This window comes from Streptomyces sp. NPDC057280, from assembly GCF_042668605.1.
GTDB lineage: Bacteria > Actinomycetota > Actinomycetes > Streptomycetales > Streptomycetaceae > Streptomyces.
The window spans coordinates 1,966,541-1,993,484 of the sequence record NZ_JBHUYR010000001.1; the positions used below are offsets into that span (position 1 = coordinate 1,966,541).

21 protein-coding genes and 1 pseudogene are annotated in these 26,944 nt (G+C 71.2%); 10 read left to right on the forward strand and 12 right to left on the reverse strand.

Annotated features, from left to right (window positions below; all coding sequences use genetic code 11):
- The first annotated feature begins 169 nt into the window (after positions 1-169).
- Genes ACFUO4_RS08915 through ACFUO4_RS08930 form a run of 4 tightly spaced genes read left to right on the forward strand, consistent with a single transcriptional unit; the run spans position 170 to position 3,757 of the window.
- The gene (locus ACFUO4_RS08915) at positions 170-1,282 is read left to right on the forward strand and encodes an aliphatic sulfonate ABC transporter substrate-binding protein (protein WP_383481449.1); all 1,113 of its coding nucleotides are present in this window, start codon (positions 170-172) and stop codon (positions 1,280-1,282) included.
- Between the two features lie 36 nt (positions 1,283-1,318).
- Positions 1,319-2,104 (forward strand): ABC transporter ATP-binding protein, encoded by a 786-nt coding sequence (locus ACFUO4_RS08920; RefSeq protein WP_383481452.1) that lies wholly within the window; start codon positions 1,319-1,321, stop codon positions 2,102-2,104.
- On the forward strand, positions 2,091-3,011 hold the full coding sequence (locus ACFUO4_RS08925; protein ID WP_383481455.1) for an ABC transporter permease: 921 nt from the start codon (positions 2,091-2,093) through the stop codon (positions 3,009-3,011). Before ACFUO4_RS08920 ends, ACFUO4_RS08925 begins: the two co-directional genes overlap by 14 nt.
- 5 nt (positions 3,012-3,016) lie before the next feature.
- The gene (locus ACFUO4_RS08930; protein ID WP_079311192.1) at positions 3,017-3,757 is read left to right on the forward strand and encodes a sirohydrochlorin chelatase; all 741 of its coding nucleotides are present in this window, start codon (positions 3,017-3,019) and stop codon (positions 3,755-3,757) included.
- Positions 3,758-3,811: 54 nt separating this feature from the next.
- Here ACFUO4_RS08930 and ACFUO4_RS08935 read toward each other — a convergent pair whose 3' ends face one another.
- On the reverse strand, positions 3,812-4,795 hold the full coding sequence (locus ACFUO4_RS08935; RefSeq protein WP_383481459.1) for a helix-turn-helix domain-containing protein: 984 nt from the start codon (positions 4,793-4,795) through the stop codon (positions 3,812-3,814).
- A 56-nt stretch (positions 4,796-4,851) separates the two neighbouring features.
- Here ACFUO4_RS08935 and ACFUO4_RS08940 point away from each other — a divergent pair, with 56 nt between their 5' ends.
- Positions 4,852-6,144 carry an MFS transporter gene (locus tag ACFUO4_RS08940; protein ID WP_383481462.1) on the forward strand — a complete coding sequence of 431 codons (1,293 nt, stop codon included), beginning with the start codon at positions 4,852-4,854 and terminating at the stop codon, positions 6,142-6,144.
- Here ACFUO4_RS08940 and ACFUO4_RS08945 read toward each other — a convergent pair.
- The 3 genes from ACFUO4_RS08945 to ACFUO4_RS08955 form a co-directional block, all read right to left on the reverse strand.
- Entirely contained in the window at positions 6,141-6,758 is a 618-nt protein-coding gene (locus tag ACFUO4_RS08945; RefSeq protein WP_383481465.1) for a DsbA family protein, read from the reverse strand. The two genes, ACFUO4_RS08940 and ACFUO4_RS08945, sit on opposite strands and share 4 nt — an antisense overlap.
- A 43-nt stretch (positions 6,759-6,801) precedes the next feature.
- Positions 6,802-7,824: a ketopantoate reductase family protein gene (locus tag ACFUO4_RS08950; protein WP_383481468.1), complete on the reverse strand. Its 1,023-nt coding sequence runs from the start codon at positions 7,822-7,824 to the stop codon at positions 6,802-6,804.
- A 149-nt stretch (positions 7,825-7,973) separates the two neighbouring features.
- A complete protein-coding gene (locus ACFUO4_RS08955) occupies positions 7,974-8,522 on the reverse strand; it encodes a DUF1697 domain-containing protein (protein ID WP_383481471.1) in 549 nt (182 codons plus the stop codon).
- Between the two features lie 199 nt (positions 8,523-8,721).
- Between ACFUO4_RS08955 and ACFUO4_RS08960 the strand changes: the two genes are divergently transcribed.
- Positions 8,722-10,956 carry an MMPL family transporter gene (locus tag ACFUO4_RS08960; protein ID WP_383481474.1) on the forward strand — a complete coding sequence of 745 codons (2,235 nt, stop codon included), beginning with the start codon at positions 8,722-8,724 and terminating at the stop codon, positions 10,954-10,956.
- Between the two features lie 57 nt (positions 10,957-11,013).
- Here the strand turns inward: ACFUO4_RS08960 and mgt are convergent.
- From mgt to ACFUO4_RS08980, 4 genes and pseudogenes are all read right to left on the reverse strand, one after another.
- Positions 11,014-12,283 (reverse strand): annotated as a pseudogene (mgt, locus tag ACFUO4_RS08965) (macrolide-inactivating glycosyltransferase).
- Between the two features lie 19 nt (positions 12,284-12,302).
- The gene (locus ACFUO4_RS08970) at positions 12,303-13,577 is read right to left on the reverse strand and encodes an ABC transporter substrate-binding protein (RefSeq protein WP_383481477.1); all 1,275 of its coding nucleotides are present in this window, start codon (positions 13,575-13,577) and stop codon (positions 12,303-12,305) included.
- The gene (locus ACFUO4_RS08975; protein ID WP_383481480.1) at positions 13,577-14,410 is read right to left on the reverse strand and encodes a carbohydrate ABC transporter permease; all 834 of its coding nucleotides are present in this window, start codon (positions 14,408-14,410) and stop codon (positions 13,577-13,579) included. The genes ACFUO4_RS08970 and ACFUO4_RS08975 overlap by 1 nt, the downstream gene beginning before the upstream one ends.
- Positions 14,407-15,342 carry a carbohydrate ABC transporter permease gene (locus tag ACFUO4_RS08980; RefSeq protein ID WP_383481483.1) on the reverse strand — a complete coding sequence of 312 codons (936 nt, stop codon included), beginning with the start codon at positions 15,340-15,342 and terminating at the stop codon, positions 14,407-14,409. Before ACFUO4_RS08980 ends, ACFUO4_RS08975 begins: the two co-directional genes overlap by 4 nt.
- 203 nt (positions 15,343-15,545) lie before the next feature.
- On the opposite strand from ACFUO4_RS08980, the gene ACFUO4_RS08985 reads away from it, so the two are divergent.
- Both ACFUO4_RS08985 and ACFUO4_RS08990 read left to right on the forward strand, forming a co-directional pair.
- On the forward strand, positions 15,546-16,409 hold the full coding sequence (locus ACFUO4_RS08985) for a phosphotransferase enzyme family protein (protein ID WP_383481486.1): 864 nt from the start codon (positions 15,546-15,548) through the stop codon (positions 16,407-16,409).
- A gap of 11 nt (positions 16,410-16,420) precedes the next feature.
- The gene (locus ACFUO4_RS08990) at positions 16,421-17,653 is read left to right on the forward strand and encodes a toll/interleukin-1 receptor domain-containing protein (RefSeq protein ID WP_383481489.1); all 1,233 of its coding nucleotides are present in this window, start codon (positions 16,421-16,423) and stop codon (positions 17,651-17,653) included.
- 22 nt (positions 17,654-17,675) lie between these two features.
- On the opposite strand, the gene ACFUO4_RS08995 is transcribed toward ACFUO4_RS08990, so the two are convergent.
- The 4 genes from ACFUO4_RS08995 to ACFUO4_RS09010 all read right to left on the reverse strand — a co-directional run bounded on the left by ACFUO4_RS08995 (position 17,676) and on the right by ACFUO4_RS09010 (position 22,166).
- On the reverse strand, positions 17,676-18,401 hold the full coding sequence (locus tag ACFUO4_RS08995; protein ID WP_383481492.1) for a 3'-5' exonuclease: 726 nt from the start codon (positions 18,399-18,401) through the stop codon (positions 17,676-17,678).
- Between the two features lie 106 nt (positions 18,402-18,507).
- The gene (locus ACFUO4_RS09000) at positions 18,508-19,749 is read right to left on the reverse strand and encodes an SAV2148 family HEPN domain-containing protein (protein ID WP_383481495.1); all 1,242 of its coding nucleotides are present in this window, start codon (positions 19,747-19,749) and stop codon (positions 18,508-18,510) included.
- 116 nt (positions 19,750-19,865) lie between these two features.
- Entirely contained in the window at positions 19,866-21,182 is a 1,317-nt protein-coding gene (locus ACFUO4_RS09005) for a copper amine oxidase (RefSeq protein ID WP_383481498.1), read from the reverse strand.
- A 171-nt stretch (positions 21,183-21,353) separates the two neighbouring features.
- On the reverse strand, positions 21,354-22,166 hold the full coding sequence (locus ACFUO4_RS09010) for a Tat pathway signal sequence domain protein (RefSeq protein WP_383481500.1): 813 nt from the start codon (positions 22,164-22,166) through the stop codon (positions 21,354-21,356).
- A gap of 181 nt (positions 22,167-22,347) precedes the next feature.
- Here ACFUO4_RS09010 and glgX point away from each other — a divergent pair, with 181 nt between their 5' ends.
- Positions 22,348-24,465 (forward strand): glycogen debranching protein GlgX, encoded by a 2,118-nt coding sequence (gene glgX / locus ACFUO4_RS09015; protein WP_383481503.1) that lies wholly within the window; start codon positions 22,348-22,350, stop codon positions 24,463-24,465.
- Positions 24,466-24,592: 127 nt separating this feature from the next.
- Positions 24,593-26,941, forward strand: coding sequence for a malto-oligosyltrehalose synthase (gene treY / locus ACFUO4_RS09020; RefSeq protein ID WP_383481506.1), 2,349 nt, complete (start codon positions 24,593-24,595; stop codon positions 26,939-26,941).
- Positions 26,942-26,944 lie beyond the last annotated feature (3 nt).

Below are 26,944 nucleotides of genomic sequence, written 5' to 3' on the forward strand. Positions count from 1 at the left end.
ACCTCGGCAGCGGACAGGGCGGAGTCGCGCGATGTGCGCGATGACGTACGCGCACTGCCTGCGCGCCCTGTCCCCCCACCCGACGTCCCGGAAGAGACGAAGACCTGCCGACCTCCCGGCCACGACCTGAGAGACCGTGACCGCCGGGCCTCCGAGAGGAAACCCTCCCGTGCCTGTCAACCGCTCAACGTTCCTTCGCCGCGGCGCCGCCGTGGCCGCCGCTCTTCCGCTGCTGGCGCTCGGCGCCTGCGGGTACGGGTCGGACTCCAAGGACGACAACTCCAAGGCGAAGGTCGCCGCCGGCTCCGAGAAGATCGACGGACTCGACTCCGTCAAGATCGGCTACTTCGGCAACCTGACCCACGCCACCGCGCTGGTCGCCAACCAGAAGGGCTACTTCCAGAAGGAGCTCGGCGCCACGGAGGCGAAGTACCAGGTCTTCAACGCGGGCCCGTCCGAGATCGAGGCCCTCAACTCGGGCTCCATCGACATCGGCTGGATCGGCCCCTCCCCGTCGATCAACGGCTACACCAAGTCCAAGGGCACCAACCTGCGCATCATCGGCGGTTCGGCGTCCGGCGGTGTGAAGCTCGTCGTCAACCCCAAGAAGATCAAGTCCCTGAAGGACGTCAAGGGCAAGAAGATCGCCACCCCGCAGCTCGGCAACACGCAGGACGTGGCGTTCCTCAACTGGATCGCGGACCAGGGCTGGAAGGTCGACGCCGAGAGCGGCAAGGGTGACGTGTCGGTCATCCGCACCGACAACAAGGTCACCCCGGACGCCTACAAGGCCGGTTCCCTCGACGGCGCCTGGGTGCCGGAGCCGACCGCGTCGAAGCTGGTCGCCGAGGGCGCGAAGGTGCTGCTCGACGAGTCCGACCTGTGGCCGGACAAGAAGTTCGTGATCACGAACATCATCGTGTCGCAGAAGTTCCTCAAGGAGCACCCGAAGGCGGTCGAGGCGGTTCTGAAGGCCTCCGTCGAGACCAACAAGTGGATCAACGCCAACCCGGACGAGGCGAAGGCCGCGGCGAACAAGCAGCTGGAGGCCGACTCCGGCAAGGCGCTGCCCGCGGAGGTCCTGGACCCGGCGTGGAAGTCCATCCAGTTCACCAACGACCCGCTGGCCTCCACCCTCAACACCGAGGCGGAGCACGCGGTGAAGGCCGGTCTGCTGGAGGACCCGCTGCTCAAGGGCATCTATGACCTCACGCTGCTGAACAAGGTCCTCAAGGCCGACGGCGAGAGCACGGTCGACGACGCCGGGCTCGGCGTCAAGTAAGCCCCGATCCCCGAGAGTTCCCAGGAGGTGACGACCATGGCCACCGCGGTTGCCAAGGCCGAACAGGCCGAGTCGGTCGAGTACGCCGCCCGCATCGAGCATGTCTCGAAGTCCTTCGGCGGGCCCGCCGGGCAGCAGCTCGTCCTCGACGACATCACGCTCGATGTCGCGCCGGGCGAGTTCGTCACCCTCCTGGGCGCCTCGGGCTGTGGCAAGTCCACGCTGCTCAACCTGGTGGCGGGTCTCGACGACCCGAGCGCCGGCAGCATCAAGACCGATGGGCGTCCGGCTCTGATGTTCCAGGAGCACGCCCTGTTCCCGTGGCTGACCGCGGGCAAGAACATCGAACTCGCCCTGAAACTGGGCGGAGTCGCGAAGAGCGACCGGCGCACCCGCGCCGAGGAACTGCTCGAACTGGTCCGGCTCAAGGGCTCGTACGGCAAGCGGGTGCACGAGCTGTCCGGCGGTATGCGCCAGCGGGTGGCGCTCGCCCGGGCGCTGGCCCAGGAGAGCCGGCTGCTGCTCATGGACGAGCCGTTCGCGGCGCTGGACGCGATCACGCGGGACGTGCTGCACGACGAACTGACCCGGATCTGGGAGGAGACGGGGCTGTCCGTCCTGTTCGTCACGCACAACGTGCGCGAGGCGGTGCGGCTGGCCCAGCGGGTCGTCCTGCTGTCGTCGCGGCCGGGCCGGATCGCGCGCGAGTGGACGGTCGCCATCCCGCAGCCGCGCCGCATCGAGGACGCCCCCGTGGCCGAACTGTCCCTTGAGATCACCGATCAACTGCGTGGGGAGATCCGCCGTCATGGCCAGCAGTGACACTCAGACGGCCCAGACGGCCCAGACGGCCCGGACGGACGAGACACGGGAGCGGTCCGCCGGTCTGGAGGCCGGTCTGGACGCCCTGGAGACGTCGGCCACCACCCGGACGCCGTTCTCCGTGACCGCCCGCACCAAGATCCTCCCGCCGCTCGTGGCGACCGCCGTGGTGCTGGTGATCTGGCAGGGCCTGATCTCCTTCAACATCGTCACCGATCCGACCAAGCTGCCCTCCCCCTCCGACGTGGCCACCGAGTTCAAGGACGCGTGGCTGGAGGGCAAGCTCCTCGGCTACATCTGGACCAGCGTCGAGCGCGGTCTGCTCGGCTTCCTGCTGGCCCTCGCGATCGGCACCCCGCTCGGACTGGTCGTGGCCCGGGTGAAGTTCGTGCGCGCGGCCATCGGCCCCGTCCTGTCGGGCCTGCAGTCGCTGCCGTCGGTGGCGTGGGTACCGCCGGCCGTGCTGTGGCTGGGGCTGAACAACTCGATGATGTACGCGGTGATCCTGCTCGGCGCGGTCCCGTCCATCGCCAACGGTCTCGTCTCCGGCATCGACCAGGTGCCGCCGCTGTTCCTGCGGGCGGGCCGCACGATGGGCGCGACCGGCTGGAGGGGCGCCTGGCACATCGTGCTGCCGGCCGCGCTGCCCGGCTATCTCGCCGGTCTGAAGCAGGGCTGGGCGTTCTCCTGGCGCTCGCTGATGGCGGCGGAGATCATCGCCTCCTCGCCCGACCTCGGCATCGGTCTCGGCGCGCTCCTGGAGAACGGCCGCAACGCCAGCTCCATGCCGATGATCTTCGAGGCGATCTTCCTGATCCTGTTCGTCGGCATCGCCGTCGACCTGCTGATCTTCAGCCCGCTGGAGCGGCGGGTGCTGCGCAGCCGCGGCCTGCTGGTGAAGGGGTAAGTCCGTTGTTCAGGAAGCCCGTTCTTCTCGTCATCGCCCACGGCAGCCGCGATCCGCGGCACGCCGCGACGGTGCACGCCCTCGTCCGCCGGGTGCGCGCGCTGCGCCCGGACGTACGGGTGGAGACGGGCTTCCTGGACTTCAACATCCCGTCCGTACAGGGGGTGTTGGAGTCCCTGGCGGCGGAGGGCGTACGCGACGTCGTCGCCCTTCCCCTCCTCCTGACCCGCGCGTTCCACGCGAAGGCGGACATCCCGGCGGTACTGCGGGACGCGCCGCCGCAGCTGCGGATCCGGCAGGCCGACGTCCTCGGCCCGTCACCGCTGCTGCTGTCCGCGCTCGAACGGCGGCTGTACGAGGCGGGGTTGACGCCCGCCGACAAGTCCTCGACCGGGGTCGTGCTGGCCTCGGCGGGGTCCACGGACCCGGAGGCGATCGCAGTGATCGCAGACATCGCGCGGGAGTGGCGGCACACCGGTTGGTGCGCCGTGCGACCTGCGTTCGCCTCCGCCGCGCTTCCTCGGACCGAGGATGCGGTACGGGAGTTGAGGGACCTGGGCTGTTCCCGGGTCGCCGTTGCGCCGTACGTTCTTGCGCCCGGTTTTCTGCCGGACCGGATCGCTCGGGGTGCGGTGGAGGCGGATGTGCTGGGGGATGTGCTCGGGGCTTCCGCTGAGGTGGCGCGGGTTTTGCTTGAGCGGTATGACGAGGCTCGGGTGCCTTCGCTGGCGGTTGTGGGCGCGTAGTTGGCTGCAGGCCGGTGGGGGCTGGTCGCGCAGTTCCCCGCGCCCCTTAGGTATCTAGCGGCACAAGGCGTTTCCCAGGGCCGTACGTGCATATCGCACGACCCTCCCGTTCCGTGTCCTGCTGAGCAGCCCCGCGTCGTAGAGCACCGCCAGATGCTGGCTGACGGCGCCCGGCGTGACATCCAGACGGTGGGCCAGTTCGGTCGTCGAGGCGGGGTCGGCCAGGAGGAGCAGGAGCCGGGCCCTGGGGCGGCCCAGCAGCCGTACCAGGGCGTCGTCGGTGACCGGCGGCGGCTCCGCGGAGAGGGTGGCGCTGCCGCGGGCCGGATAGATGATCGTGGGCGGCCGGGTGGGGTCGATGAGGGGCTGGGCGCCGCGGGCGAACAGGGACGGCAGCAGCACCAGACCGCGTCCGGCGATGCTCATGTCCGTCCACGGCGCCTGGATCATGAAGTCGTCGGTGGACAGCAGGAGTTGGCCGTCCTCCCAGCCGAGCCGCCGGTCGAGGCCCGCGAACAGCGCGCCTGCGCCCTGCTCGGCGAGCACCCGCGCCTGGTGGGCGAGGTCGGCCTCCATGATGCTCTGCACGCGCGGCCACCAGTCGGCGGCCAGACAGGCGTGCCAGTACGCGTCGAGGGCCGCCACGATCCGGTCGAGGAACCGGCCCGGCTCGGCGAGCCCGTGGGCGACGACCGGCGGCAGCGCGCTCTCGGTGCGGTAGGCGGCCCGGAAGTCGGCGTCGAGGAGGTCCGGCGGGGTGGCGCGGAGCCGGTCGAGCTCGTCGGCGAAGTGGGGGCGGGCCCGTTCGGGGCGGGGGGTCAGACAGTCCGGCACCCACAGCCAGGGCGTGGTCAGCGCGATGAGCAGCTCGTGGTCGAGGGCGTCCAGGCGGGGGCGGATGCGGCGCAGCCACGGCCGGTGGTGGGGGTAGCGGGCCGGGTCGTGCAGACAGCGCAGGGAGAACACCGTCTCCTGGAGCGGGGAGTACGCGAAGGAGGTGGTGGCGAGGTCGTCGACGGCGAAGCGGAATTCGATCATTGAGCGCCACGCTAAATCATTGTCGGCGCGGTGCCGCCGCCGGGTGTGATGTCCGCATGACCACGACACCCGTCACCACCCCCGCCGCGGACCCCGCCGCCACCCCCGGGCCACGCCCCTCCCGGCTCCCCGTCGACCCCACCCTGCGCCGCGCCGCCCTGCTGACCGCCGCCAACTCCCTCGGCAACGGCCTCTACTTCCCGCTCGGCGTCCTGTACTTCACCCGCATCGTCGGCCTCGACGCGACCTCGGTCGGCCTCGGCATGACGGGCGCGGGACTGGTCGGCGTCGCGGCCGGGGTGCCGGCCGGGCGGGCCGCGGACCGGTGGGGCGCCCGGCGCGTGGGGGCGTGGCTGTGGGCCGGGACGGGCGTGGCGACGGCCGCGTACGTGTTCGTGCACTCGTACGTCGGTTTCCTCGTCGCGGTGGTCTGTGCCACCGGGCTCCAGATGGCGAGCCGCGGGGTGCAGGGCGCGATCTACGCCGATGTGCTGCCCGCCGCGACCCGGGTGGAGGCGCGGGCGTATCTGCGGATGGTCACCAACGTCTTCATGGGTGTAGGCGGCGCGTTCGGCGCGATCGCCCTCCAACTCGACACGAGGGGCGCGTATGTGACGGTCATTCTGGTCAACGCGGTGTCGTTCGCGGGTCCCGCGCTGCTGCTGCCCCGGCTGCCGCTGGCCCCGCACGCCCTGGCTCGCAAGGCTCCCGAGGCCGGCGCCCCGGCGGCCGACCGCTGGCGGGCGGTGCGTGATCTGCCGTTCCTCGCGGTGACGGTGCTGAACGCGATCCTCGTCGTGCAGTACACGCTGTCGGAGGTCGGGCTGCCGCTGTGGATCGTGGAGCGGACCGAGGCACCGCGCTGGACGGCGGCCCTGCTGATGATCCTCAACTGTGTGCTGGTGGCGCTGCTTCAGGTGCGGGTGGCCCGCAGCGCCTCCCGAGTCCCCACCGCGGTGCGGGCGATGCGCTGGTCGGGGCTGCTTCTCACGGTGGCGTGTGCGGCGTACGCGATGTCGGCGGGCCTGTCCCCGGTGTGGGCGGTACTGGCGCTGACGATCGGCGCGGTCGTGCAGGTCTTCGCCGAGGTGCTGTCGGCGGCGGGCGGCTGGACCCTCGGCTACGAGCTGGCCGACGCTCGCGTCCACGGTGTGTACCAGGGCGTGTTCGGCGCGGGCATGTCGGCGGGCATGATGGCGGGCCCCGCCCTGGTCACGGTGACCGCGATCCAGCACGGCAGGGCGGGCTGGGCGGTCCTCGGCGTCCTGTTCGCTCTCGCGGGCCTCGCGGTGAGCCCGGCGGTGAAGTGGGCGCTGCGCGACGGGCAATGGCGGGGCGACCAGGCTTAGTCGAAGCTGAGGCCTCCGGTGCGGGTGCGCTTGAGTTCGAAGAAGTCCGGGTCCGTGGCCAACACCCGGAAGCTGTCGAAGAGTCGCGCCGCCCGGGCGCCTCGCGGGATCGCCCGCAGCACCGGCCCGAACCACACCGTGCCGTCGACGTGCAGCGTGGGCGTGCCCACATAGCCTCCGGAGTCGGGCTCGACGCCCGCCTCGTGGCTGCGGCGGACGGCCTCGTCGTACGCGGTGTCGTGCGCGGCGGCGGCGAGATCCGTCGCGAGCCCGAGCTCGGCGAGGGACTCGGTGACGACGGCGTCGAAGTCCTCCTGCTTCCGCTCGTGGATACGGGTGCCGAAGGCCGTGTAGAGGTCACGGAGCACCTTCTCCCCGTGGCGGTCGGCGGCGGCCGCGGCGACCCGCACCGGGCCGATCGACTTGTCCACCAACTCCCGGTACCAGTCCGGGAGTTCGTTGCCGATGTTGTGCAGGTACAGGCTCATCGCGTGGAAGCGGAGGTCGAGGGGGCGCTCCCGCTCGACCTCCAGCAGCCAGCGGGAGGTGATCCAGGCGAAGGGGCAGGCGGGGTCGAACCAGAAGTCGACGCGGGTGGGTTCTGCGGTGGTCATGGCGTCGACGGTAACGGCCCATTGGCCCAGTGTCCTGGTCCAATCAAGCGCCGCTTGAGTGGTCCATTTCTTCCCTCGCCAGCCGTACCAGCTCCCCCACCGGCATCGACCCCGGCGCCCGGTGTTCCCGCGCGAAGGTGTTCGCGAGCCGCTGGAGCAGGTCGTTGAGCGGGGTCGGGACGCCGTACAGGCGGCCCAGGAGGGCGATCTCGCCGTTGAGATAGTCGGCCTCGATGGTGCCGGTGCCGCGGTTCAGGGACTGCCAGGAGGAGCCGCCACCGCGGGGGACGCCGTCGAGGGGGACGAGGGTGACCTTGTCGCCGCGGGCCGCGCGCTGCTCCTCGGCGTCGACGTACGGGACACCGGCGGCGTCGAGCACGGCCGCGCCCTCGGCCCGTACGCGTGCGGCGAGCCCTTCCGCCTCCTCCCCGGCCACGGGGCCGCTGACGGCCTCCAGCGCGTTCACGAGGTTGGCCAGCAGCTTGGCGTACTGCCAGCGGGCCACGTCCGGCACGACCGGCGCCTCGAAGTGGGACTTCTCCAGGTCGGCGGCGATCAGGCGGGCGGTCTCGTCGGTGCCGTGGGGGTGGCGGCCGAGGTGGAGGATGCCGGTGAGCGGGGCACCGGCGGCGCTGACGACGCCGGGTTCGACGAGCGTGCAGGGCAGCCAGACGCAGACGCCGTACACCCTCCGGAAGGTCCGCAGGGCCAGCCGCTGGCTCTCCACGCCGTTCTGCGCGCAGACCAGCGGCAGCCGCTCGGCGGCCGTGCCCCCGCCGGCGACCGGGGCCGGCGCCCAGGTCCGCAGCGCGGCCTCGCTGTCCTGGGTCTTCATGGCGAGGACGAGCACGTCGTCGGCGCGCAGCTCGCCGAGTTCGGCCGGCCCCTCGACGACGGGCAGCCGATGGACGAACTCCCCTTCAGGCACCCGGAGTCGCAGCCCGCGGCCACGCAACGCCGCCTGGTGCGCGCCCCGCGCCACGAGCACGACCTCGCACCCCGCCCCCGCGAGCCGCCCGCCGACGACGCCTCCGACCGCTCCAGCCCCGATGATGATGTAGCGCATGCGTCGAGCCTCGCACAGTCGACCTTGCCCCCGGATGGGCGGATCGGTCCCGCGCGGTCCGGTTTCCACTCGGTCGACCGGCTCAGGGCGCTGCGGCTGGTCCGCGCGCGGCTCCTCCAGGACCTCGCCGCACGGAACGGTCCGGCAGGTCACTCCGCGGCGGTCATCTCCACCAGCTTGAGCACGGTGTTCCAGTTGCGGCTCGTAGCGATCAGGCCCTTGTTCACGCGGGGCTTGGCGAGTTGCTCGGCGAGTTTGGAGCGGCCCAGGCCGTCCGGGACGTACAGATACAGGGCGCGGTCGCCGAGGCGGAACTCCTCGGGGAGGAAGCCCTGTTGGTCGATGCCGGCGAAGCGGTCCGCGTCGACCGGGGCGGAGAAGTACGTGACGTGCAGTTGCTTGGCCTCCAGTTCGGCGGCCGGGAAGGGGCAGTCGTCGGCGATCGCGGCGAGGTAGGCGTGGTCGCGGACGATGACGTCGACGGAGAAGCCGAAGGTCTTCTCGATCGCGGCGGTGATCTCGGCCGCGAGAGACTCATCGTCGCCGTGGTCGGCGGTGAAGACCGCCTGGCCGCTCTGGAGGTAGGTACGCACCCCTGAGTGTCCGAGGCCCTCCATCAGGGTGCGCAGATCGGCCATCGGGACCTTCTTCGCGCCGCCCACGTTGATCCCGCGCAGCAGCGCCGCATACGTCGTCATGCGCTCACCATAGGACGACCGTGTGTAGTTGTAAGGGGCACAGTCCTCCCCAGTGCGGAGGAGTCGCTGGTACGCGAGAACGAGCCGCCCACCTGCACTTCACCGGGGAGCACGACGTGATGGCTTTATCCGGCCCATACCTTCGAAACGAAAGGTGACGGCAGGGGGCCGGCGCCGTGGTCGAGGGGGCAAGCCCGTCATGGGGAACGGAGAAACAAGGGTGCGGGGCCTGGCGGCCCGGGCCGGCGGCTGGAGTGCCCGGCACCGCTGGGCCGCTGTCGGCATCTGGGTGCTGTTCGTGGTCCTGGCCATGGGACTCGGTTCGGCGGCGGGCCGGGTCGACGTCGACGAGAGCGAGGGTCTGAAGGGCGAGACCCACACCGCCGCACGGATCGTGAAGGACGCCGGCATCGAGGAGCCCGCCGGTGAGACGGTCCTGGTGCAGGCGAAGGACGGCGGCCTGAAGGCGACGGACGCCGAGTTCCGCGCCGCGGTCGACGCCGTGGTACGGGCGGTCGACGCGACCGGCAAGGTCACAGACGTCACCTCGCCGTACGACACGGACACCGTCTCCAAGGACGGCCGCAGCGCGCTCGTGCAGTTCGACATGAAGGGCGACGCGGAGACGGCCGGCGAGCGGGTCGAACCCGTGCTGGACGCCGTGGCGAAGGTCCAGAAGGACCACGGCGATCTGCGGATCGAGGAGATCGGCAGCGCCAGCATGCAGAAGACGTTCGACGACGCGTTCGGCGACGACTTCCAGAAGGCCGAGTACTCGGCCGTGCCCGTGGCGCTCGGCATCCTGCTGATCGCGTTCGGCGCGCTGGTCGCGGCGCTGCTGCCGGTGGCACTGGCCCTGACGGCGATCATGGCCACGATGGGCCTGATGGGCGTCATCAGCCACGTCATGCCGATGGGCGATGTCGCCAACTCCGTGATGCTGCTGGTCGGTCTGGCCGTCGGCGTCGACTACTGCCTGTTCTATCTGCGCCGGGAGCGCGAGGAGCGTGAGGCCGGGCGGGACGCCCAGACCGCGCTGCGGATCGCCGCCGCCACCAGCGGCCGCGCGATCATCGTCTCCGGTGTCACGGTGTGCGTGGCGATGGCGGGCATGCTGTTCACCGGGATCGCCGACTTCGAGGCGATGGGCCTGGCCTCGCTGATCGTCGTGGCCGTCGCCATGATCGGCTCGATCACGGTGCTGCCCGCGCTGCTGTCCCTGCTGGGCGAGCGGGTCGAGAAGGGCCGCATCCCGTTCCTGCGGCGCCGCAAGCGCAAGGGCAACGGCGAGAGCCGGCTCTGGACGGCCGTCCTCGGCGGAGTGCTGAAGCGGCCGATGGTCTCCGTCGTCGTGGCGGCCGGCGCGCTGCTCGCGATCGCGGCGCCCGCGGTCGGCATGAAGACCCAGAACCTCACGCTGGACCAGGAGTTCGGCGACTCGCTGCCCATCGTGCAGACCTACGACCGCGTCAACGAGGCCTTCCCCGGCGGCTCCGAGCCGGCCGAGGTGATCGTCAAGGCGGACAACATCAACTCCGCGGACGTGCAGAACGCGCTCGACGACTTCAAGGAGCAGGCGGTCTCCTCGGGTGCCTCGCGCGGCCCGGTGGAGATCAAACTGCACCCGAAGCAGAACCTCGCCTTCGTCTACGTCCCGCTGGTCGGCGGCTCCGACCTCGACAAGGCGGGCGCCAGCCTGGAGAAGCTGCGCGACGAGGTGCGGCCCGCGACCCTCGGCAAAGTGGACGGCCTGGAGGCACCGATCAGCGGTCAGGTCGCCGGTTCGAAGGACTTCAACGACCAGCTGACCGGCGCGGTCGTCCCGGTCTTCGCCTTCGTGGTGGTCTTCGCCTTCCTGCTGATGCTGCTGTCCTTCCGCTCCCTGACGATCGCGATCACCTCGATCGTGCTGAACCTGCTGTCGGTGGGTGCGGCGTACGGCATCCTCGTCGCGGTCTTCCAGCACGGCTGGGGCGCGTCCCTGGTGGGCGCGGAGGGCGTCGGCGCGATCATCTCCTGGCTGCCGCTGTTCCTCTTCGTGATCCTGTTCGGCCTGTCGATGGACTACCACGTGTTCGTGGTCTCCCGGATCCGTGAGGCCCGCCTGAAGGGCCGTACGACGAAGGACGCGATCCAGCACGGCGTGGTCACCACGGCCGGCGTCGTCACCAGCGCCGCGGTCATCATGGTCGCCGTGTTCGCGATCTTCGGGACGCTGTCGATGCAGTCGATGAAGCAGATGGGTGTGGGCCTGGCGACGGCGGTGCTCGTCGACGCGACGATCATCCGGGGTGTACTGCTCCCGGCGGTCATGGCCCTGCTCGGCGAGCGCAACTGGTACCTGCCGAAGTGGCTGCACCGGCTGCCCGACCTGACGCACGACGAGGCGGCGGACGTCGTCGCCCACGAGGTGGAGGAACCCGTCCGGGTGTGACACCCCGCAGGAACCGCCCGGGCGCAACCGCCCGCGGCACGGCGCAGGGCCCGTTGGTCACCGGGGAGCCAACGGGCCCTGCGCCATCTCCTGCTGTCGGGCGGGCAGTTCGGCCTCGATGAGGTCGGCCGCCCGCCGCGTACCGCCCTCCTCGGCCATCCCGGCCTGGATGTCCGTCAGCCGCCGGGCGACCTCGGGGTCGTCGACGAGTGCGAGGGCCAGGGCCCGCAGCGTCTCGGCGGTGGCCTCCTCGGTGGGGACCTGCCGGGCCACGCCCAGCGCCTGGAGCATGTCCGCGTTGCCGAACTGGTCCACGGCCTGCGGTACGGCGATCATCGGTGTGCCGGTCGCGAGGCCCTCCTGGCTGCCGCCGGCGCCGGCGTGGGTGACGAACAGGTCGGCCTGCCGCAGCACCGCCAACTGCGGGACCCACGAGGCCACTTCGACGTTCGCGGGAATGTCCCCCAGCTCGGCCGGGTGCACGCTCGCGCCGATCTGGAGCACCAGATGCCAGCCGGGCAGATCACCGAAGGCCTTCACGCACTCCCGGTAGAAGCCGGGCTGTTTGGTGAAGGCCGACCCGAGCGACACGAGCACGACCTTGTCCGCGCCGGCGGGCCGCCGCCACTCCCCCTCGGCAGCGCGGTCGCCCTGGCAGGCGCCGACGAAGGAGTACACCTTCTCGTCGACGCGGTCGGCGTGGGGCTGAAGGGCCTTGGGAATCAGGACGATCGACCGGTCGGGGCGGCCGGCGAAGGAGTCGGGGTGCAGGGTGATCCCGTTCTCCTCCAGCCAGCCCTGGAAGCGGGCGTAGTACGCCTGGCCCCGCGCGGTCTTCCTCGGCTCCGCCCACATCGGCTCGGCGACCTCCTCCTCGTAGCCCTCCCAGGCCACGAGGTTCGGCGAGAGCGAGATCGCGGGCACGCCCCAGCGGTGGGCGAGCACCCGGGCCGGGTAGGAGGTGATGTCGTGCAGGACGAGGTCGGGTTCGTCCCCCTCGTACGCCTCGATCAGCTGCGGCAGCGCCTGGATGGCGTCGGCGAGGAACGGTTCGACGTTGTCGAGGAGGGTGCTGCCCCATTCCTCCGGGTCGGCGCCGGGCCCGGGCAGGGTGGAGTTCCAGAGCCGGGGCTCGGCGCCGGTCGCGGCGACCTTCTCCGCGAACACCGGCGGGATCGCGTACGTCACCCGGTGGCCGCGTGCGACGAGCTCGCGGATGACGTCGAGGCTCGGGTTCACGTGGCCGTGGGCGGCGACGGAGAACATGGCGATGTGTGCGGGAGCGGTCATGCCGTGGAGGCTAGGCGAGACGAGACGTCTCGTGCAACTGATTACGTCGGCGTGCTTCAGCGCTGGTAGCGGGCGAGGACCAGGTTGCCGTCCTTCTCCAGGCGGGCGCGCAGCTCGTCGAGGCCGATCGCGCCGCTGTAGTACTCCTGGAACGCCGGGGTGGCCACCTTGTCCTTCCACTCGGGGTAGCCGCGCACCGACTGGGCGGGCGCCGAGCGGAGGTGGGCGGCGAGGGCGGTGCCGGTGGCCCAGCCGTTCTCGGCGGTGTGCAGGGCGGGGTCCTTCAGGGCCTGGGTGCCGGTGGGCAGCATCCAGTCGCCGAGCGCGAGGCGCACCATGTTCTTCGGCCGGAGCAGGAAGTCGACGAACTCCACCGCCTCCTTCTGGTGCGGGCTGTCCTCGGCGACGGACAGCGTCTGCGGGCTGACGCCCTGGCTGAGGCCGTCGGCGCCGGCCGGGGCGGGCAGCACCTGCCATGCGAAGCCCTTCGGCGCCTGCTGCGCGATCTGCTGGCGGTAGGAGAAGCCGAGCGGGACCATCGCGTACTTGCCGCCGAAGAAGCCGGGCAGCGTGTCGGAACCGCCGCTGCCGAGGGTGGTGGGCGAGGCGCTGTGGTCGGTGTTCGCCTGGTCGTGGATGGTCCGCGGGACGACCTCGTCGCCCTGGCCGAACCGGATGGTCACCTTGCCGTTGGCGCCCCGGTGGAAGAGCTGTCCGCCCGCCGACAGGGACAGGTTGAGGGTGGCCGAGACGGGTTCCTTGAGCGGCCAGGCGACGCCGTACGTCCCGTCGCCGCTGAGCTGCTCGGTGATCCGCCGAAACTCGGGCCAGCTCCAGGGCCGGTCCGACGTCGGGATGCGCACGCCGGACTCCTTCAGCCACTTCGCGTTGGCGACGAGCACCCGTGGCTCCTGGAGGAACGGCACGCCGTAGACGCCGTCCCCGAAGGTCGTCGTCTCCCAACTGCGCTGCGGGATGTCGGTCTTGAGCCGGGCGGGCAGCAGGTCGGTCAGGTCGGCGAGATAGCCGCCGTAGGCGAAGTCCGCGAGGTCGTCGGAGGCGTCGTGGATGATGTCGGGGGCCTCGCCGCCCTCGAAGGAGGTGAGCAACTGGTCGTGGACGCTGTCCCAACTGCCCTGGACGTACACGACCTTGACGTGCGGGTGGGTCGCGTTCCACTCCTTCACCAACTGCCTGTTGGCCGCGACGGACTCCTCCTGCCAGGCCAGGGACTGGAAGCGGAGGGTGACGGTGCCGTCGTCGGAGGTTCCGCCGGCGCCGGTGCAGGCCGTCAGCAGGAACAACAGGACCAGGATCGTCTTCGTGCGCATCAGCTCTTCACCGCCCCGGCGAGCATGCCGCTCGTGATCCGCCGCTGGATGAGGGCGAAGACGACCAGCGAGGGCAGCGTCGCGAGGAACGCGGCCGCGGCCAGCGGGCCCAGGTCGGCGACGCCCTCCGCGCCGATGAAATGGGTGAGGACGACCGGCAGGGTCTGTTTCTCCGGGGTCTTCAGCAGGACCAGCGCGAAGAAGAACTCGTTCCACGCGGTGATGAACGCGAACAGCGCCGTCGCGACGATCCCCGGCGCCAGCAGCGGCGCGGTCACCGACACCAGCGTCCGCAGCCGCCCGGCGCCGTCGACGGCCGCCGCCTCCTCCAACTCCGCGGGCACCGACCGCACATAACCGACCAGCATCCACAGCGCGAACGGCAGCGCCCACACCACGTACACCAGCACCAGCCCGCCCAGCGAGTTGATCAGCCGCAGGTTCTTCAGCACCAGGAACAGCGGGATGATCAGCAGCACCAGCGGGAACGCCTGGCTGACCACCACCCACCCGGTCGCCGCCCGCGCGAGCAGGCCGCGCCGCCGGGCCATCACATAGGCGAGCGGTGTCGCGATCACCACGGCGATCAGCGCGGCGCCGAGCGCGGCGAGCAGGGAGTTGCCCGCGGCGCGCAGCAGCGGCTGTTCGTCGAAGGCCTGCCGGAAGTTGTCGAGGGTGGGGTCCCGCGGGATCCAGGTGGGGTGCAGACTGCCCAGTTCCCGGGGGGACTTGAAGGCGATGGAGAGCAGCCAGAGGAACGGGAAGGCGAGGAAGACGAGATAGCCGAGCAGGGCGGCGTACTGTCCGACACGGCCCGTGGTGCTGGTCCTCATGCCTCGTCACCGCCCTTCAGCCGGCCCGCCAGGAAGACGGCGAGCAGCACCGAGACCACGGCGACCATCACGCATCCCATGGCCGCCGCGTAGCCGAACTGGCCGTAGCGGAAGGCCTCTTCGTAGGCGAACAGCATGGGCAGCCGGGTGCGGCCGCCGGGTCCGCCGCTGGTCAGGACGTAGACCAGGGCGAAGGAGTTGAAGTTCCAGATGAAGTTGAGCGCGGTGATCGCGAGCGCGACCGGTCTGAGGGCGGGCCAGGTGACCGTGCGGAAACGGCGCCAGGCGCCCGCGCCGTCCATCGCCGCCGCCTCGTGGAGTTCGCGCGGGGTGTTCTGGAGGCCGGCGAGCAGGGCGACCGTCGTCTGCGGCATGCCGGCCCACACGCCGACGACGATGACGGCGGGCAGGGCGGTGGACAGGCCCGCGAGCCAGTCCCGGCCGTCGCCGAGGCCGAGGTCGCGCAGGGTTTCGTTGAGGACGCCCGCGTCGGGGTTGTAGACGAGCCGCCACATGACACCGACGACGACCTCGGGCATGGCCCACGGGATGATCGCCAGGGCGCGGGCCAGCCAGCGCAGTCTCAGGTCCTGGTTGAGGAGCAGCGCGAGGCCGAGCGCCAGCAGGAACTGCGGCACGGTCACCCCGACGGCCCACACCAGGCCGATCCGGAACGACTCCCAGAACAGCGTGTCGTGCAGCAGGTCCTGGAAGTTGAGGCCGCCGATCCACTGGGTGGACCGGATGCGCCCCGACTGGGCGTCGGTGAACGCCAGCAGGACGCCGTAGAGCAGCGGTCCGACGCTCAGCACGAGGATGGGGATCAGCGCGGGCAGCACCAGGAACCAGGCGCCGCGGTCCACCGCCCCGCGGCCCCCCTCGGCGCGTGGCGCACCCCGCGTCGACCGCTTCGTCGCGGTCAGCGATGTCACGTGATCGGCTCCTTAGCGGCTCGGGACGCTCCGGGGGCCGACGGGCCCCGGTCATGGTCGTGAAGGGCGTATGCGCCGTCAAGGCACCGTGCACACCGCCCGACCTGTACGAATGCGAGACTGGGCGGCGGATGGCGGGAACTCGCCCCCAGGTGCGCCCGGTGCGCACGCTCAGCGGCGGGAACGGGACACGGAGGCGGACGATGGACGAGGCACGGGCGCGCGAGGTGCTGGCCGAGGCGGCGGTGCTGCCCGGGGCGGCCGGGGAGGCGAAGCTGCTGGCGCTCGGCGAGAACGCCGTGTTCGCCGCCGGTGACCTGGTCGTCAAGGTGGGCCGGGACGCCGAACTCCTGGACCGGGCGCGCCGGGAGCTGGACATCGCGCTGTGGCTCGCCGAGGCGGGGGTGCCCGCGGTACGGGCGGCCGACCCGAAGCCGCTGCTCGTCGCGGGGCATCCGGTGACGGTGTGGCACCGGATGCCCGACGCCGTACGGCCCGCCGAGCCCCGGGATTTGGCCGAACTGCTACGGGTCGTCCACGCCCTGCCCCTCCCCTCCTTCGCCCTGCCGCCCCGCGAGCTGCTGGGCGGCGTGGAGCGCTGGCTGCGGCTCGCGGGCGACGCGATCGACCCCGCGGACGCGGCGTACCTGCGCGAGCGCCGGGACGGCTTCGCGGCGGCCTCGGCGGCGCTCACCCCGCACCTGCCGCGTGGCCCCATCCACGGCGACGCGCTCCCCCGCAATGTGCACGTCGGCCCCGACGGTCCGGTCCTGGTCGACCTGGAGACCTTCTCCGCGGACCTGCGCGAGCACGACCTGGTGGTGATGGCGCTGTCCCGGGACCGGTACGGGTTGCCGGCGGCGGCTTACGACGAGTTCACCGAGGCGTACGGCTGGGACGTGCGCGAGTGGGAGGGCTGCTCGGTGCTCCGGGGCGCCCGGGAGACGGCGAGCTGCGCCTGGGTGGCCCAGCACGCGCCGAGCAACCCGCGGGCGTCGGCGGAGTTCGAGCGGCGGGTGAAGTCCTTGCGGGACGGGGATGAGACCGTGCGGTGGTATCCGTTCTGAGGGGGTGGCCGGTGGCCGACTTCTTACGCCCTATGCGCGGCGCGGGTCCGCGCGTGTTCATCTCGTACAGCTATGCCGACCGGGCCGCCGCGCAGCAGGTCGCGGATCATCTCGCCGGCTGTGGGATGCAGGTACGCATGGAGGACGAGTCCAGCCTCCTCGGGCAGCCTCTGGAGGAGGTGCTGCCCGCCCGCATCGCCGACTGCGAGGTCTTCGTCCAACTGGTGACCAGGACGTCCGCCGTGTCGGACTGGGTGCGGCGGGAGTTCGCGTGGGCGACCACGGCTCGGGCGACGCGGCCGGTCGTCCTGCCTGTCGTCTTCGGCGACACCGCGCCCCCGGCGCAGGTCTCCGCGTGGGGCTATCTGCCGGTGCGTGAGTCTCTCGGTCCCCCCGCCCTGTCGGTGATACGGAAAACGGCTCTGCGGGCCGTGGCGACGCTGCCGGTGAACCCGCTCGCACCGTACGAACTGGACCAGAGTTCCGTCCGGGTGGTCGCCGCGGGCGAGCCGCTGTCGCGACGGCTTCTGATCGATCCGGAGAACGTGATCCTGGGGGCCGCCGAGGCGACCGTGCGCTACGCGGCCGGAGCGGACGCGGAGTATCGCGACCAGATGGTGGCGCAGCAGCAGCGCGCGGTGCGGCGTCTGGCCGAGATCGTCGCCAAGCATGATGTCTTCCTGCCCCTCTGTCTCGACCGGGTACGCCCTCTCGTCCAGCGGCACTGGAGCTCTGAGGACGCGGTCGACCATCTCGTCGAGATCGTGCAGCGGTTCTTCCGGCTCACTCTGGGATCGGAACTGCTGAAACTCACACGCGACTGGCGTGCCGCCGTGGGCCCCGCCCTGGGAGACGGGGCGGCCGCGTGTGCCGAAGCCGGCGACGCGGCGGACCGGCTGCAGGCCGCCGCTCCTGGAATCCACGAACGCGGTGCCCGACTGTGGGCGCTGCGTGCGACGACCGCGTCGAGATGGCTCGAACTCGGGTTTGACGCCAACGGCTCGAAGGACAGCACGGTGGGGCTGTTCCCGGCCGACGCGTTCGGCGATATGTCGAAGGACCTGCTGCGCTACGGACTGGCCACCCCCCGGGCGGAGATCGGGGAGACGGAGTGGCTGCTGTACGGCCTTCCGCAGTTGGCGGCACGGATCGTGTGGAACACGCGCACGCCCGACGAGATCGCCGCCTCGGTGGAGTACGCGGGCTGGAGCCTGGCCGACTACCGCAACGTCGGCCACCACTGACGGTGCGGTGACGCCGTCGGGGTCACACTGTCTCGTCCGCCGTCAGCTCCCGCAGCGGCCATGTCCCGTCCACCACCGCGTCCGTCTCTCCCTTGCGGCGCAGGAAGTCCTGGAAGTCCGCCGCCCATTCCGCGTACCACGTGATCTGGCTGCGGTGCAGGTCGGCCGGACCGAGGGTGGCGATCTTGGGGTGGCGGTCGGCTATCGCGCACGCGAGGCGGGCCGCGGCGAGGGCGTCGGCGGAAGCGTCGTGGGCGGAGTCGAGCGGGACTCCGTACTCCCCGCAGACGGCTTCGAGGTTGCGCTTGCCGCGGCGGTAGCGGTCGACGGCGCGGTCGATCGTGTACGGGTCGACGACCGGAGCCGGGTCGATGCCGCCGAGGCGGTCGCGCAGGGACGGCAGGCCGTGGCGGTGGAGTTCCGCGGAGAGCAGGGTCAGGTCGAAGGCCGCGTTGTAGGCGACGACCGGGACGCCGGTCTTCCAGTAGGCCGCCAGTACGTCCGCGATGGCGTCGGCGACCTGGTCGGCCGGCCTGCCCTCGGCGGTCGCGCGTTCGTTGCTGATGCCGTGGACCGCGACCGCGTCCGCCGGGATCTCCACGCCCGGATCGGCGAGCCACTCGCGGTGGCCCATGACCTGCCCGGCCCTCACCTCGATCACGGCCCCCGTGACGATGCGCGCCTCGCGCGGATCGGTCCCGGTCGTCTCCAGGTCGAAGCCGATCAGCAGCTCCCGGTGCCAGCCCATGGGCGGTCCCCCTTCTTGGTGGTGCTTTCCCCCAGTGGTCTCCACGATCCCATGCGCCACTGACAATCAGAGGATCGCGTTCCGGTTACCGCTCCGCGGGGAATGTTCACGACACCGGGCGCGAATCCGCCCAAGTCGTCTCGAACTCCTCGCGATACGTCGGGAAGAGACCGCTCTCGTCGATCTCGCCCGGTTTGAGGACCTTGTTCCCGTTGCGCAGCACCAGCACCGGTGCCTCCATTCCCCGCGACCGCCGCAGATAGGACTGCACGACGGCGACCCCGTCCGTGCCGTCGCCGTCGACCAGGTAGGCGGTGAAGCGCGGTGTCTCGTCGTAGACCTGGATCTCGAAGGCGCCCGGGTCGCGCAGCCGGGAGCGCACCCGGCGCATGTGGAGGATGTTCATCTCGACGGACCGGCTCAACTCGCCGCGTTTCATGCCCAGTTCCCGCTCGCGCCGCTTGACGGCGCTGGAGGCGGGGTTCAGGAACAGCAGCCGCACCCGGCAGCCCGCCTCGGCGAGCCGCACCAGGCGCCGGCCGGAGAAGTTCTGCACGAGGAGGTTGAGTCCGATGCCGACCGCGTCGAGGCGGCGGGCGCCGCCGAAGATGTCCTCGGCGGGGAACTGGCGCAGCAGCCGCACCCGGTCGGGGTGCACGGCGACCACGTCCGCGTACCGGTCGCCGACGAGGTCCTCGACCGCGTCCACGGGCAGCCGGCGCGCCGAGGGGACGTCTCCGCCCGCGCCGAGTATCTCGAGCAGACGCGCCGAGGCCCGTTCGGCCTGGCCCAGGACGGCCTCGGACAGAGCCCGGTTGCGGGAGACGACGTTCCGGGTCACTTCCAGTTCGTCCAGGGCGAGTTCGACGTCCCGGCGCTCGTCGACGTAGGGCTCGAAGCACGGCCAGTGCTGCACCATCAGCTCCCGCAGCTGCGGCAGCGTGAGGAAACTCAGGACGTTGTCGTCGGCCGGATCGAGCAAGTAGCCCTTGCGGCGGCTGACTTCGCGTACGGCGACCGCGCGCTGCACCCATTCCTGGCCGGCCGGTCCGGCGGCGGCCACCACCCAGTCGTCGCCGTGGACGGGTTCGTAGATGGGACGCAGAACAGCGGCCACGACCGCGCGCAGCCGCTGTTCGACCAGGTTCAGCCAGATGTAGGCCCGGCCGGCTCGCTGGGCGCGCGTACGCACCTCGCGCCAGGCGTCGGCGTCCCAGTCCAGCTCCGGCCCGATGGAACCGGCGGCGTCCATGGGCCGGGCCAGCGACACCGTGCCGGGCGGGACGTCTGCGGAGTTCCCCTCGTGACCCTCGTCACCAGGGGGCAACTCCAGCCCTCCCGAGCCCACCCGCGCACCGCCTTCCGCTCCCCCGAGCTCTACCGAGGGGCCTGGCCCCACCCAACGATCAAGGAAGGGTACTCCGGGAGTGGTCGGCGGTGCAGCCGGATGGACAGGGTCGTTTCTCAACTACCGCCTGTGTAGTTGCCGTTCTGCCCGGCGAGGTCCGCCGGAGTGAGCGGATTCATAGCGGTGACGTCGCGCGGGACGATCGAGAAGCCCTGCCAGTGGACCGGCATCGGCTGCTGGTCCTCGTCGCGGGCGATGTGGTGGAAGCCGACGTTGACCCAGGCGACCGGGTGGGTGAGCGTCTGGCCGTTGACCCACTTGTCCACGGACTTGGGGTGGTCGCGGTCGCAGCGCGGGTTGTTGCTGGAGAACAGCTCGCACTTGTCGTACTGGGTGAAGTAGATGTCGTGCTTGGTGTAACTGCGGCCCGGGTAGCGGGTGGTGGGGCCGGGGACGAACTCGTAGGACCGCGCGTGGTTGTCCTTGTTCTTGCCGGTCGCGCTGACCATCCGCCACCAGCGGTAGGTCTTGGCGTCGCCCGCGAGCTCCTTGGTGACCTTGGTGCGGGTGGTCTTGACCGTGGGGGTGTCCGCGCCGCGCGGGGTGAGGGTCGAGTCGTACTGCTCGACCCGGTTCTTGGTGGAGCCGTCGAGGGCGAAGTCGAGCCGCCAGAAGACGTTGTGGGTGTGGCTGGTGGCCTTGTCCTTGGCGGCGCCCTTGCCGATGGGCCAGCCCTTGCCGTCGCCCGCGTCGTAGTCGAACGGCGAGAGGGTGCCGGTGGCGCCGACGTTCATGTTGATGGTGCCGTCGTCCTGGAAACGGAACTCGGTCATGTACTCGTACCAGCCGACCTGGTTGACCGTGTAGACGAGGAAGTCCTTGCCCTGGGCCTGGTAGACCTTGTTCGGGGTGTCACCCTGCATGCGGTAGGCGTGTCCGCGGGACCGCGTGGTGGTGCACAGGCCCTTGACGTTGGGGTTCTGGTCCGGGTACGGGTCCGGGATCTTGACGGTCTTGATGGTGCCGCCGGGGCATTCGGCGGGCGCCAGGTTCATCAGGAACTTGGCGAAGTCCTGGCCCGTCAGGTCGTCGTACTCGGCCCGTCCGTCGTCGTACGGGACGTGGATCTGGCCGAGCCGGACGCTGTTGAGGACCTTGATAGGGGCGGGCTCACCCTTGGGCTGGTAGGTGATGTCGTCCAGGACGAGGCCGGCCATGCTGTCGTAACGCCAGCACATCCGCCAGGTGGTGCCGCCGGCGAGCTTCTGCTCGAGGCGGTAGGCGGCACTGCAGTCGGGCGCGGCCGCGGCGGCGCTCTGCGGCTGCGCGGTGGCCGGGCCGGCTCCGGTGGTCAGTCCGGCGGCCAGCGCGGCGACGGCGAGGCCGAGGGCCGCCGTCCGGCTGCGGGCGTGGCTGATTCTGTTGACGCGCATGAAGAAGTGACTCCCTTGCAGGAGGTGCGAGTTCGAAAAGTGGACGGAGGTCGCCCCGAGCGGGTCCGGTCAGCGGCCGAGTCGTCCGACACAGCGACCGAGTGGTCGGCTCAATGGCTGGGTCGTCGGGCTCAGTGGCTGGTCTTCGGGCTCAGTGGCTGGTCTTCGGGCTCAGTGCTTGAGTTCGGCGACCTTGTGGGCGCTCAGGTCGATCACCAAGGACGTGGTGTCGATCCACGGCCCGTTCTTGACCTTCGTGAACAGCCGCACGCAGCGGTGCTCGCCGCACTTGTCCAGTGCGGCCGGCTGCGCGCCCGGCGTGGCCCGGTAGATGCCGCCGCTCAGCTGCAGCTGGTCCGGCGAGGTGAGTTCCTTGCCCATCGCGTCCTTGTAGTCGGCCTTGAGGCCGGCTCCCAGCGGGTCGGCGATCAGCAGAGCCGCCGCCGCACTGCTCTCGGCGCGGCTCGGCGGCGGCTGGACGCCGTGCTGGTCGGTGGAGTCCACGACCTTCCCGGTGTCCAGGTCGACGGTCTTGGTGACGAGCGTGTCGTCCCGGTAGTCGTAGTACGACACGTCGGCCCGCCGGGACGTGCCGGTGCCGCCGTCCTCCGCCTCGGCCAGGTCGACGGTCAGCTGCTCCGGACCGCGCTCGCCCTTGACGTCCTGCGTCGCGGCGAACGTCTGCCGGTTCACGGCGATCTTCTGGGCGCGGGCGATCTCGTCGTCGGTCAGCGGATCGCCGCCCTTGCCCTTGTCCCCCTCGTCCGGGGCCTCCTGGACGACGCCCGGCGCGACGGGCGCGCCCTGCTCGTCCTGCCCCAGCTGCTGGGCGGCGGCCGCCTTGCCGTCGCCCCCGGTCCCGCCCGATTCGTCGGCGCCCGCCGTCCCCGGCAGGGTGACACCGACCATCACGGCGGTCGAGGCCACCGCGATGGCCGCACCGGCCACCACCTTGCCCAGATGGCGGTGCACTATCTCGCGCACATCTTCCCCCTACTCCCCCTTCGATCCCGGGAGTACGTCTCAGCCCCACACGTTTCGGCATACGGCGTATGCACTGGTCGATCGGTAAGAGGGACGTAAGTCATAGGAGGTTCCATCACTTTCGTGGAGACTCGTGGTCAAGGCGCCACGGCGGCGGCGACGAGCTGAAAGAGTCGTGTCCATGCAGGTCTGGCCTGGAGAGGCATATCCACTCGGTGCCACGTACGACGGCGCCGGTACGAACTTCGCGGTCTTCACCGAGGCCGCGGACCGAGTTGAGCTGTGTCTGTTGCACGACGACGGCTCTGAGACGGCGGTGGAACTGCGCGAGTCCGACGCGTTCGTACGGCACGCGTATCTGCCCGGCGTGATGCCGGGACAACGTTACGGATTCCGGGTGCACGGTCCGTACGCCCCGGAGCGCGGACTGCGCTGCAACTCCGCGAAGCTGCTGCTCGATCCGTACGCGCGTGCGATCAGCGGCTCGATCCGGTGGGGCGAGGAGGTGTACGGCTACCACTTCGACGCGCCCGAGAAGCGCAACGACCTGGACTCCGCCCCGCACACCATGACCTCGGTCGTGGTCAATCCGTACTTCGACTGGGGCGACGACCGCCGCCCCCGTACCGACTACCACCACACGGTGATCTACGAGGCCCATGTGAAGGGCCTCACCATGCGCCACCCCGGTCTCCCCGAGGAACTGCGCGGTACGTACGCCGCCCTCGCGCATCCGGCGATCATCGAGCACCTCACCGAGCTGGGCGTGACGGCGCTGGAGCTGATGCCCGTCCATCAGTTCGTCAACGACCACCGGCTGGTCGACATGGGCCTCAACAACTACTGGGGCTACAACACGATCGGCTTCTTCGCCCCGCACAACGCGTACGCCTCCTGGGGCGACCGCGGGCAGCAGGTCCTGGAGTTCAAGTCGGCGGTCCGGGCGCTGCACGAGGCCGGGATCGAGGTCATCCTCGACGTCGTCTACAACCACACCGCGGAGGGCAACCACCTCGGCCCGACGCTGTCCTTCCGGGGGATCGACAACCCGCAGTACTACCGGCTGACCGACGATCCCCGCTACTACATGGACACCACGGGCACCGGCAACTCCCTGCTGATGCGCTCCCCGCACGTCCTCCAGCTGATCATGGACTCGCTGCGCTACTGGGTCACCGAGATGCATGTCGACGGCTTCCGCTTCGACCTCGCGGCGACCCTGGCCCGGCAGTTCCACGAGGTGGACCGGCTGTCGTCGTTCTTCGACCTGGTCCAGCAGGACCCGGTGGTCTCGCAGGTGAAGCTGATCGCCGAGCCGTGGGACGTCGGCGAGGGCGGCTACCAGGTGGGCAACTTCCCGCCCCTGTGGACCGAGTGGAACGGCAAGTACCGCGACACCGTGCGCGACCTGTGGCGCGGTGAGCGGCGGGCGGTCGCGGAGTTCGCGTCCCGGCTGACCGGTTCCTCGGACCTCTACCAGGACGACGGACGCCGCCCGCTGGCCTCCATCAACTTCGTGACCTGCCACGACGGCTTCACACTGCACGACCTCGTCTCGTACAACGACAAGCACAACATGGCCAACGGCGAGGAGAACCGGGACGGCGAGAGCCACAACCGGTCCTGGAACTGCGGGGCCGAGGGCGACACCGACGACCCGCACGTGCTGGAGCTGCGCGCCCGCCAGATGCGCAACTTCATCGCGACGCTGATGCTGTCCCAGGGCGTGCCGATGCTCAGCCACGGCGACGAGTTCGCCCGCACCCAGCGCGGCAACAACAACGCCTACTGCCAGGACAGCGAGCTGGCGTGGGTGCAGTGGCCGGAGGACGGCGAGGTGTTCGGCGACCTGCTGGCCTTCACGCGCGCGATGGTGTGGCTGCGCCGGGACCATCCGGTCTTCCGCCGCCGGCGCTTCTTCCACGGACGGCCCGTGGAGGGCACCCATGACGACCTGTCGGACATCGCCTGGTTCACCCCGGAGGGCGAGGAGATGACCCAGCGGGACTGGGACCGGGCGAAGGCGTCGGCGCTGTCGGTGTTCCTCAACGGCAACGCGATCTCCGAGCCCGGCCCGCGCGGGGAGCGCATCAGCGACGACTCGTTCCTGCTGATGTTCAACGCCTCGCACAAGACGCTGGATTTCGTGGTGCCGGTCAACCACGGACGCCAGTGGGAGGTCGTCGTCGACACCGCGCGCGCGGACGGGCAGCCGCAGGAATCCGGCCCGAAGGTGCGGGCCGGGGACCGGCTGACGCTGGTGGACCGGAGCATGACGGTGTTGCAGCGCCCGGTCTAGCCACGGCCGGGCACGCGCGCGCGGGCGGCGGTTTCCGCCTGCCGGGTGTACGGCGTCGGCCGCGCGCGCGTGGGGACATGCGGGGAGAGATGACACGAAAGGCGGCGGGGCGGGTACGTAGGTCTGCATGACACCTGCGCGACCCGACCCGGCGGTGCCGACGTCCACCTACCGGCTTCAGCTGCAGCCCGAGTTCCCCTTCGACGCCGGCGCGGCGGCCGTACCGTACCTCGCCTCGCTCGGCGTCTCGCATCTGCACCTGTCCCCCGTCCTGGAGGCCGTCCCCGGCTCCCTGCACGGCTACGACGTCGTCGACCACGCGCGCGTGCGCGGCGAACTGGGCGGCGAGGAAGGCCTGCGCGCGCTCGCGCGGACCGCGCGGGAGCACGGTCTGGGCCTGGTGGTGGACATCGTGCCGAACCACATGGCGATGGCCCCGCGGCACAACCGGGCGCTGTGGGAGGTGCTGCGGGAGGGCCCGAAGTCGCCGTACGCGCGCTGGTTCGACGTCGACTGGGAGGCGCAGGGCGGGCAGATCCTGCTGCCGGTGCTCGGGGGCCCGCTCGGCGGCGAGCTGGAGCGGCTGGTGGTCGACGGGGACGTCCTGCGCTACTACGACCACGCCTTCCCGCTCCGTGAGGGCACGCGGGACCTGCCGCTGCCGCAGCTGCTCGACGCCCAGTGGTACCGCCTCGCGTGGTGGCGGCTGGCCCGTACCGAGCTCAACTACCGGCGGTTCTTCAGCATCTCGGAGCTGATCGGGGTGCGGGTGGAGGACCCGGAGGTGTTCGAGGCCACCCACGGCAAGATCCTCCAGCTGCTCCACGAGGGGGTGGTCGACGGGCTGCGGATCGACCACCCCGACGGGCTCGCCGACCCGGACGCCTATCTGCTGCGGCTGCACGAGGCCACGGGCGGGCGCTGGACGGTCGTGGAGAAGATCCTCGCGGACGGTGAGCCGCTGCCCGCCTCCTGGCCGGTCGCCGGGACCACGGGCTATGACGCGCTGCGGCACGTGGACGGGGTGTTCACGGACCCCGCGGGGTCCGGGGAGCTCCTCGGGCAGTACCGGCGGTTCGCGGCCCCGCAGACGGACCGGGGCGGGCGGTGGGAGGCGACGGTGCGGCGGGCGGCGTACAAGGTGCTCACGCACGAGCTCGCGGCCGAGACCGAGCGGCTGACCCGGGTGGCGGTCCGGCTGTGCGCCACGTCCCCGGAGCCCGCGCTGCGCGACCGGGCGCCCTGGGCGCTGCGCACGGCCCTTCAGGAGCTGCTGGTGCGGATGGAGGTCTACCGGCCGTACGGCTCGACCGACGCCGCGTCGGTCGTGACCGAGGAGGCCGCCGAGGAGGCGCGGCAGGCGTTCGTGGTCCCGGAGGAGGCGGGCGCGGTCGACGTCGTCCGCGATCTGGTGCTCGGGCGGGTGGGCGACGGACCGGAGCACCTGGAGTTCCGGGCCCGGTTCGCGCAGACCTCGTCGGCGCTGCGGGCCAAGTCCGTGGAGGACACGGCGTTCTACCGCTATGTGCCGCTGCTGTCGGCGACCGAAGTGGGCGGGAATCCCGGCAGCCCGGCGGTGTCCCCGGAGGACTTCCACGCCTACTGCGCGCGCGTGCAGCGCGACTGGCCGGCCACCGGGACCGTCGTGTCGACGCACGACACCAAGCGCAGCGCGGACGTGCGGGCCGCGCTCGCCGTGCTCACCGAGTGCCCGCAGCGCTGGGCCGACGTGCTGGCCGAGGTGACGCGCACGGGCGACGGCGTCCCGGACGCCCAGCTGGCGTGGGCGGCCTGGCAGACCGTGTTCGGGCTCGGGCCGGCGAGCGCGGAGCGGGTGCAGGGGGCGCTGCTGAAGCATGTGCGCGAGGCCGGGCTGTACACCAGCTGGACGGAGCAGGAACCGCCGTACGAGGAGGCGGTGGCGGCGTTCGTCGCGGCGGGGCCGTGCGGGGCGCCGGGCGAGCACGTGGCGGCTTTCCGGAGCGCCCTGGAGCCGTCGGTGCGGGCGAACCTGCTCGGCACGGCGCTGGTCCATCTGACGATGCCCGGGGTGCCGGACGTCTACCAGGGCACGGAGGCCGAGTACCGGGCGCTGGTGGACCCGGACAACCGGCGGCCGGTGCGGTTCCCGCCGGAGGAGCCCGGTGAGAAGGGCGCGGTGACGGCGGCGGCGCTGCGGCTGCGCGCCCGGCGGCCCGCCGCGTTCGGCGACTCGGCGTCGTACGCGCCGCTCGCCGCCGAGGGCCCGGCGGCGGCCCACTGTCTGGCGTTCGCGCGCTCGGGGGAGGTCGTCACCGCCGTCACCCGGCTGTCGCTGCGGCTGGCGGAGGCGGGCGGCTGGGGCGAGACCCGGCTGCCGCTGCCACCCGGGCGGTGGGCGGATGTGCTGGCCCCGGAGCGGGAGTTCACGGGGCACGCGCGCGTGGCGGAGCTTTTCGAGGGGCTGCCGGTGGCTCTGCTGGAGAGGGTCGAGTAGCGA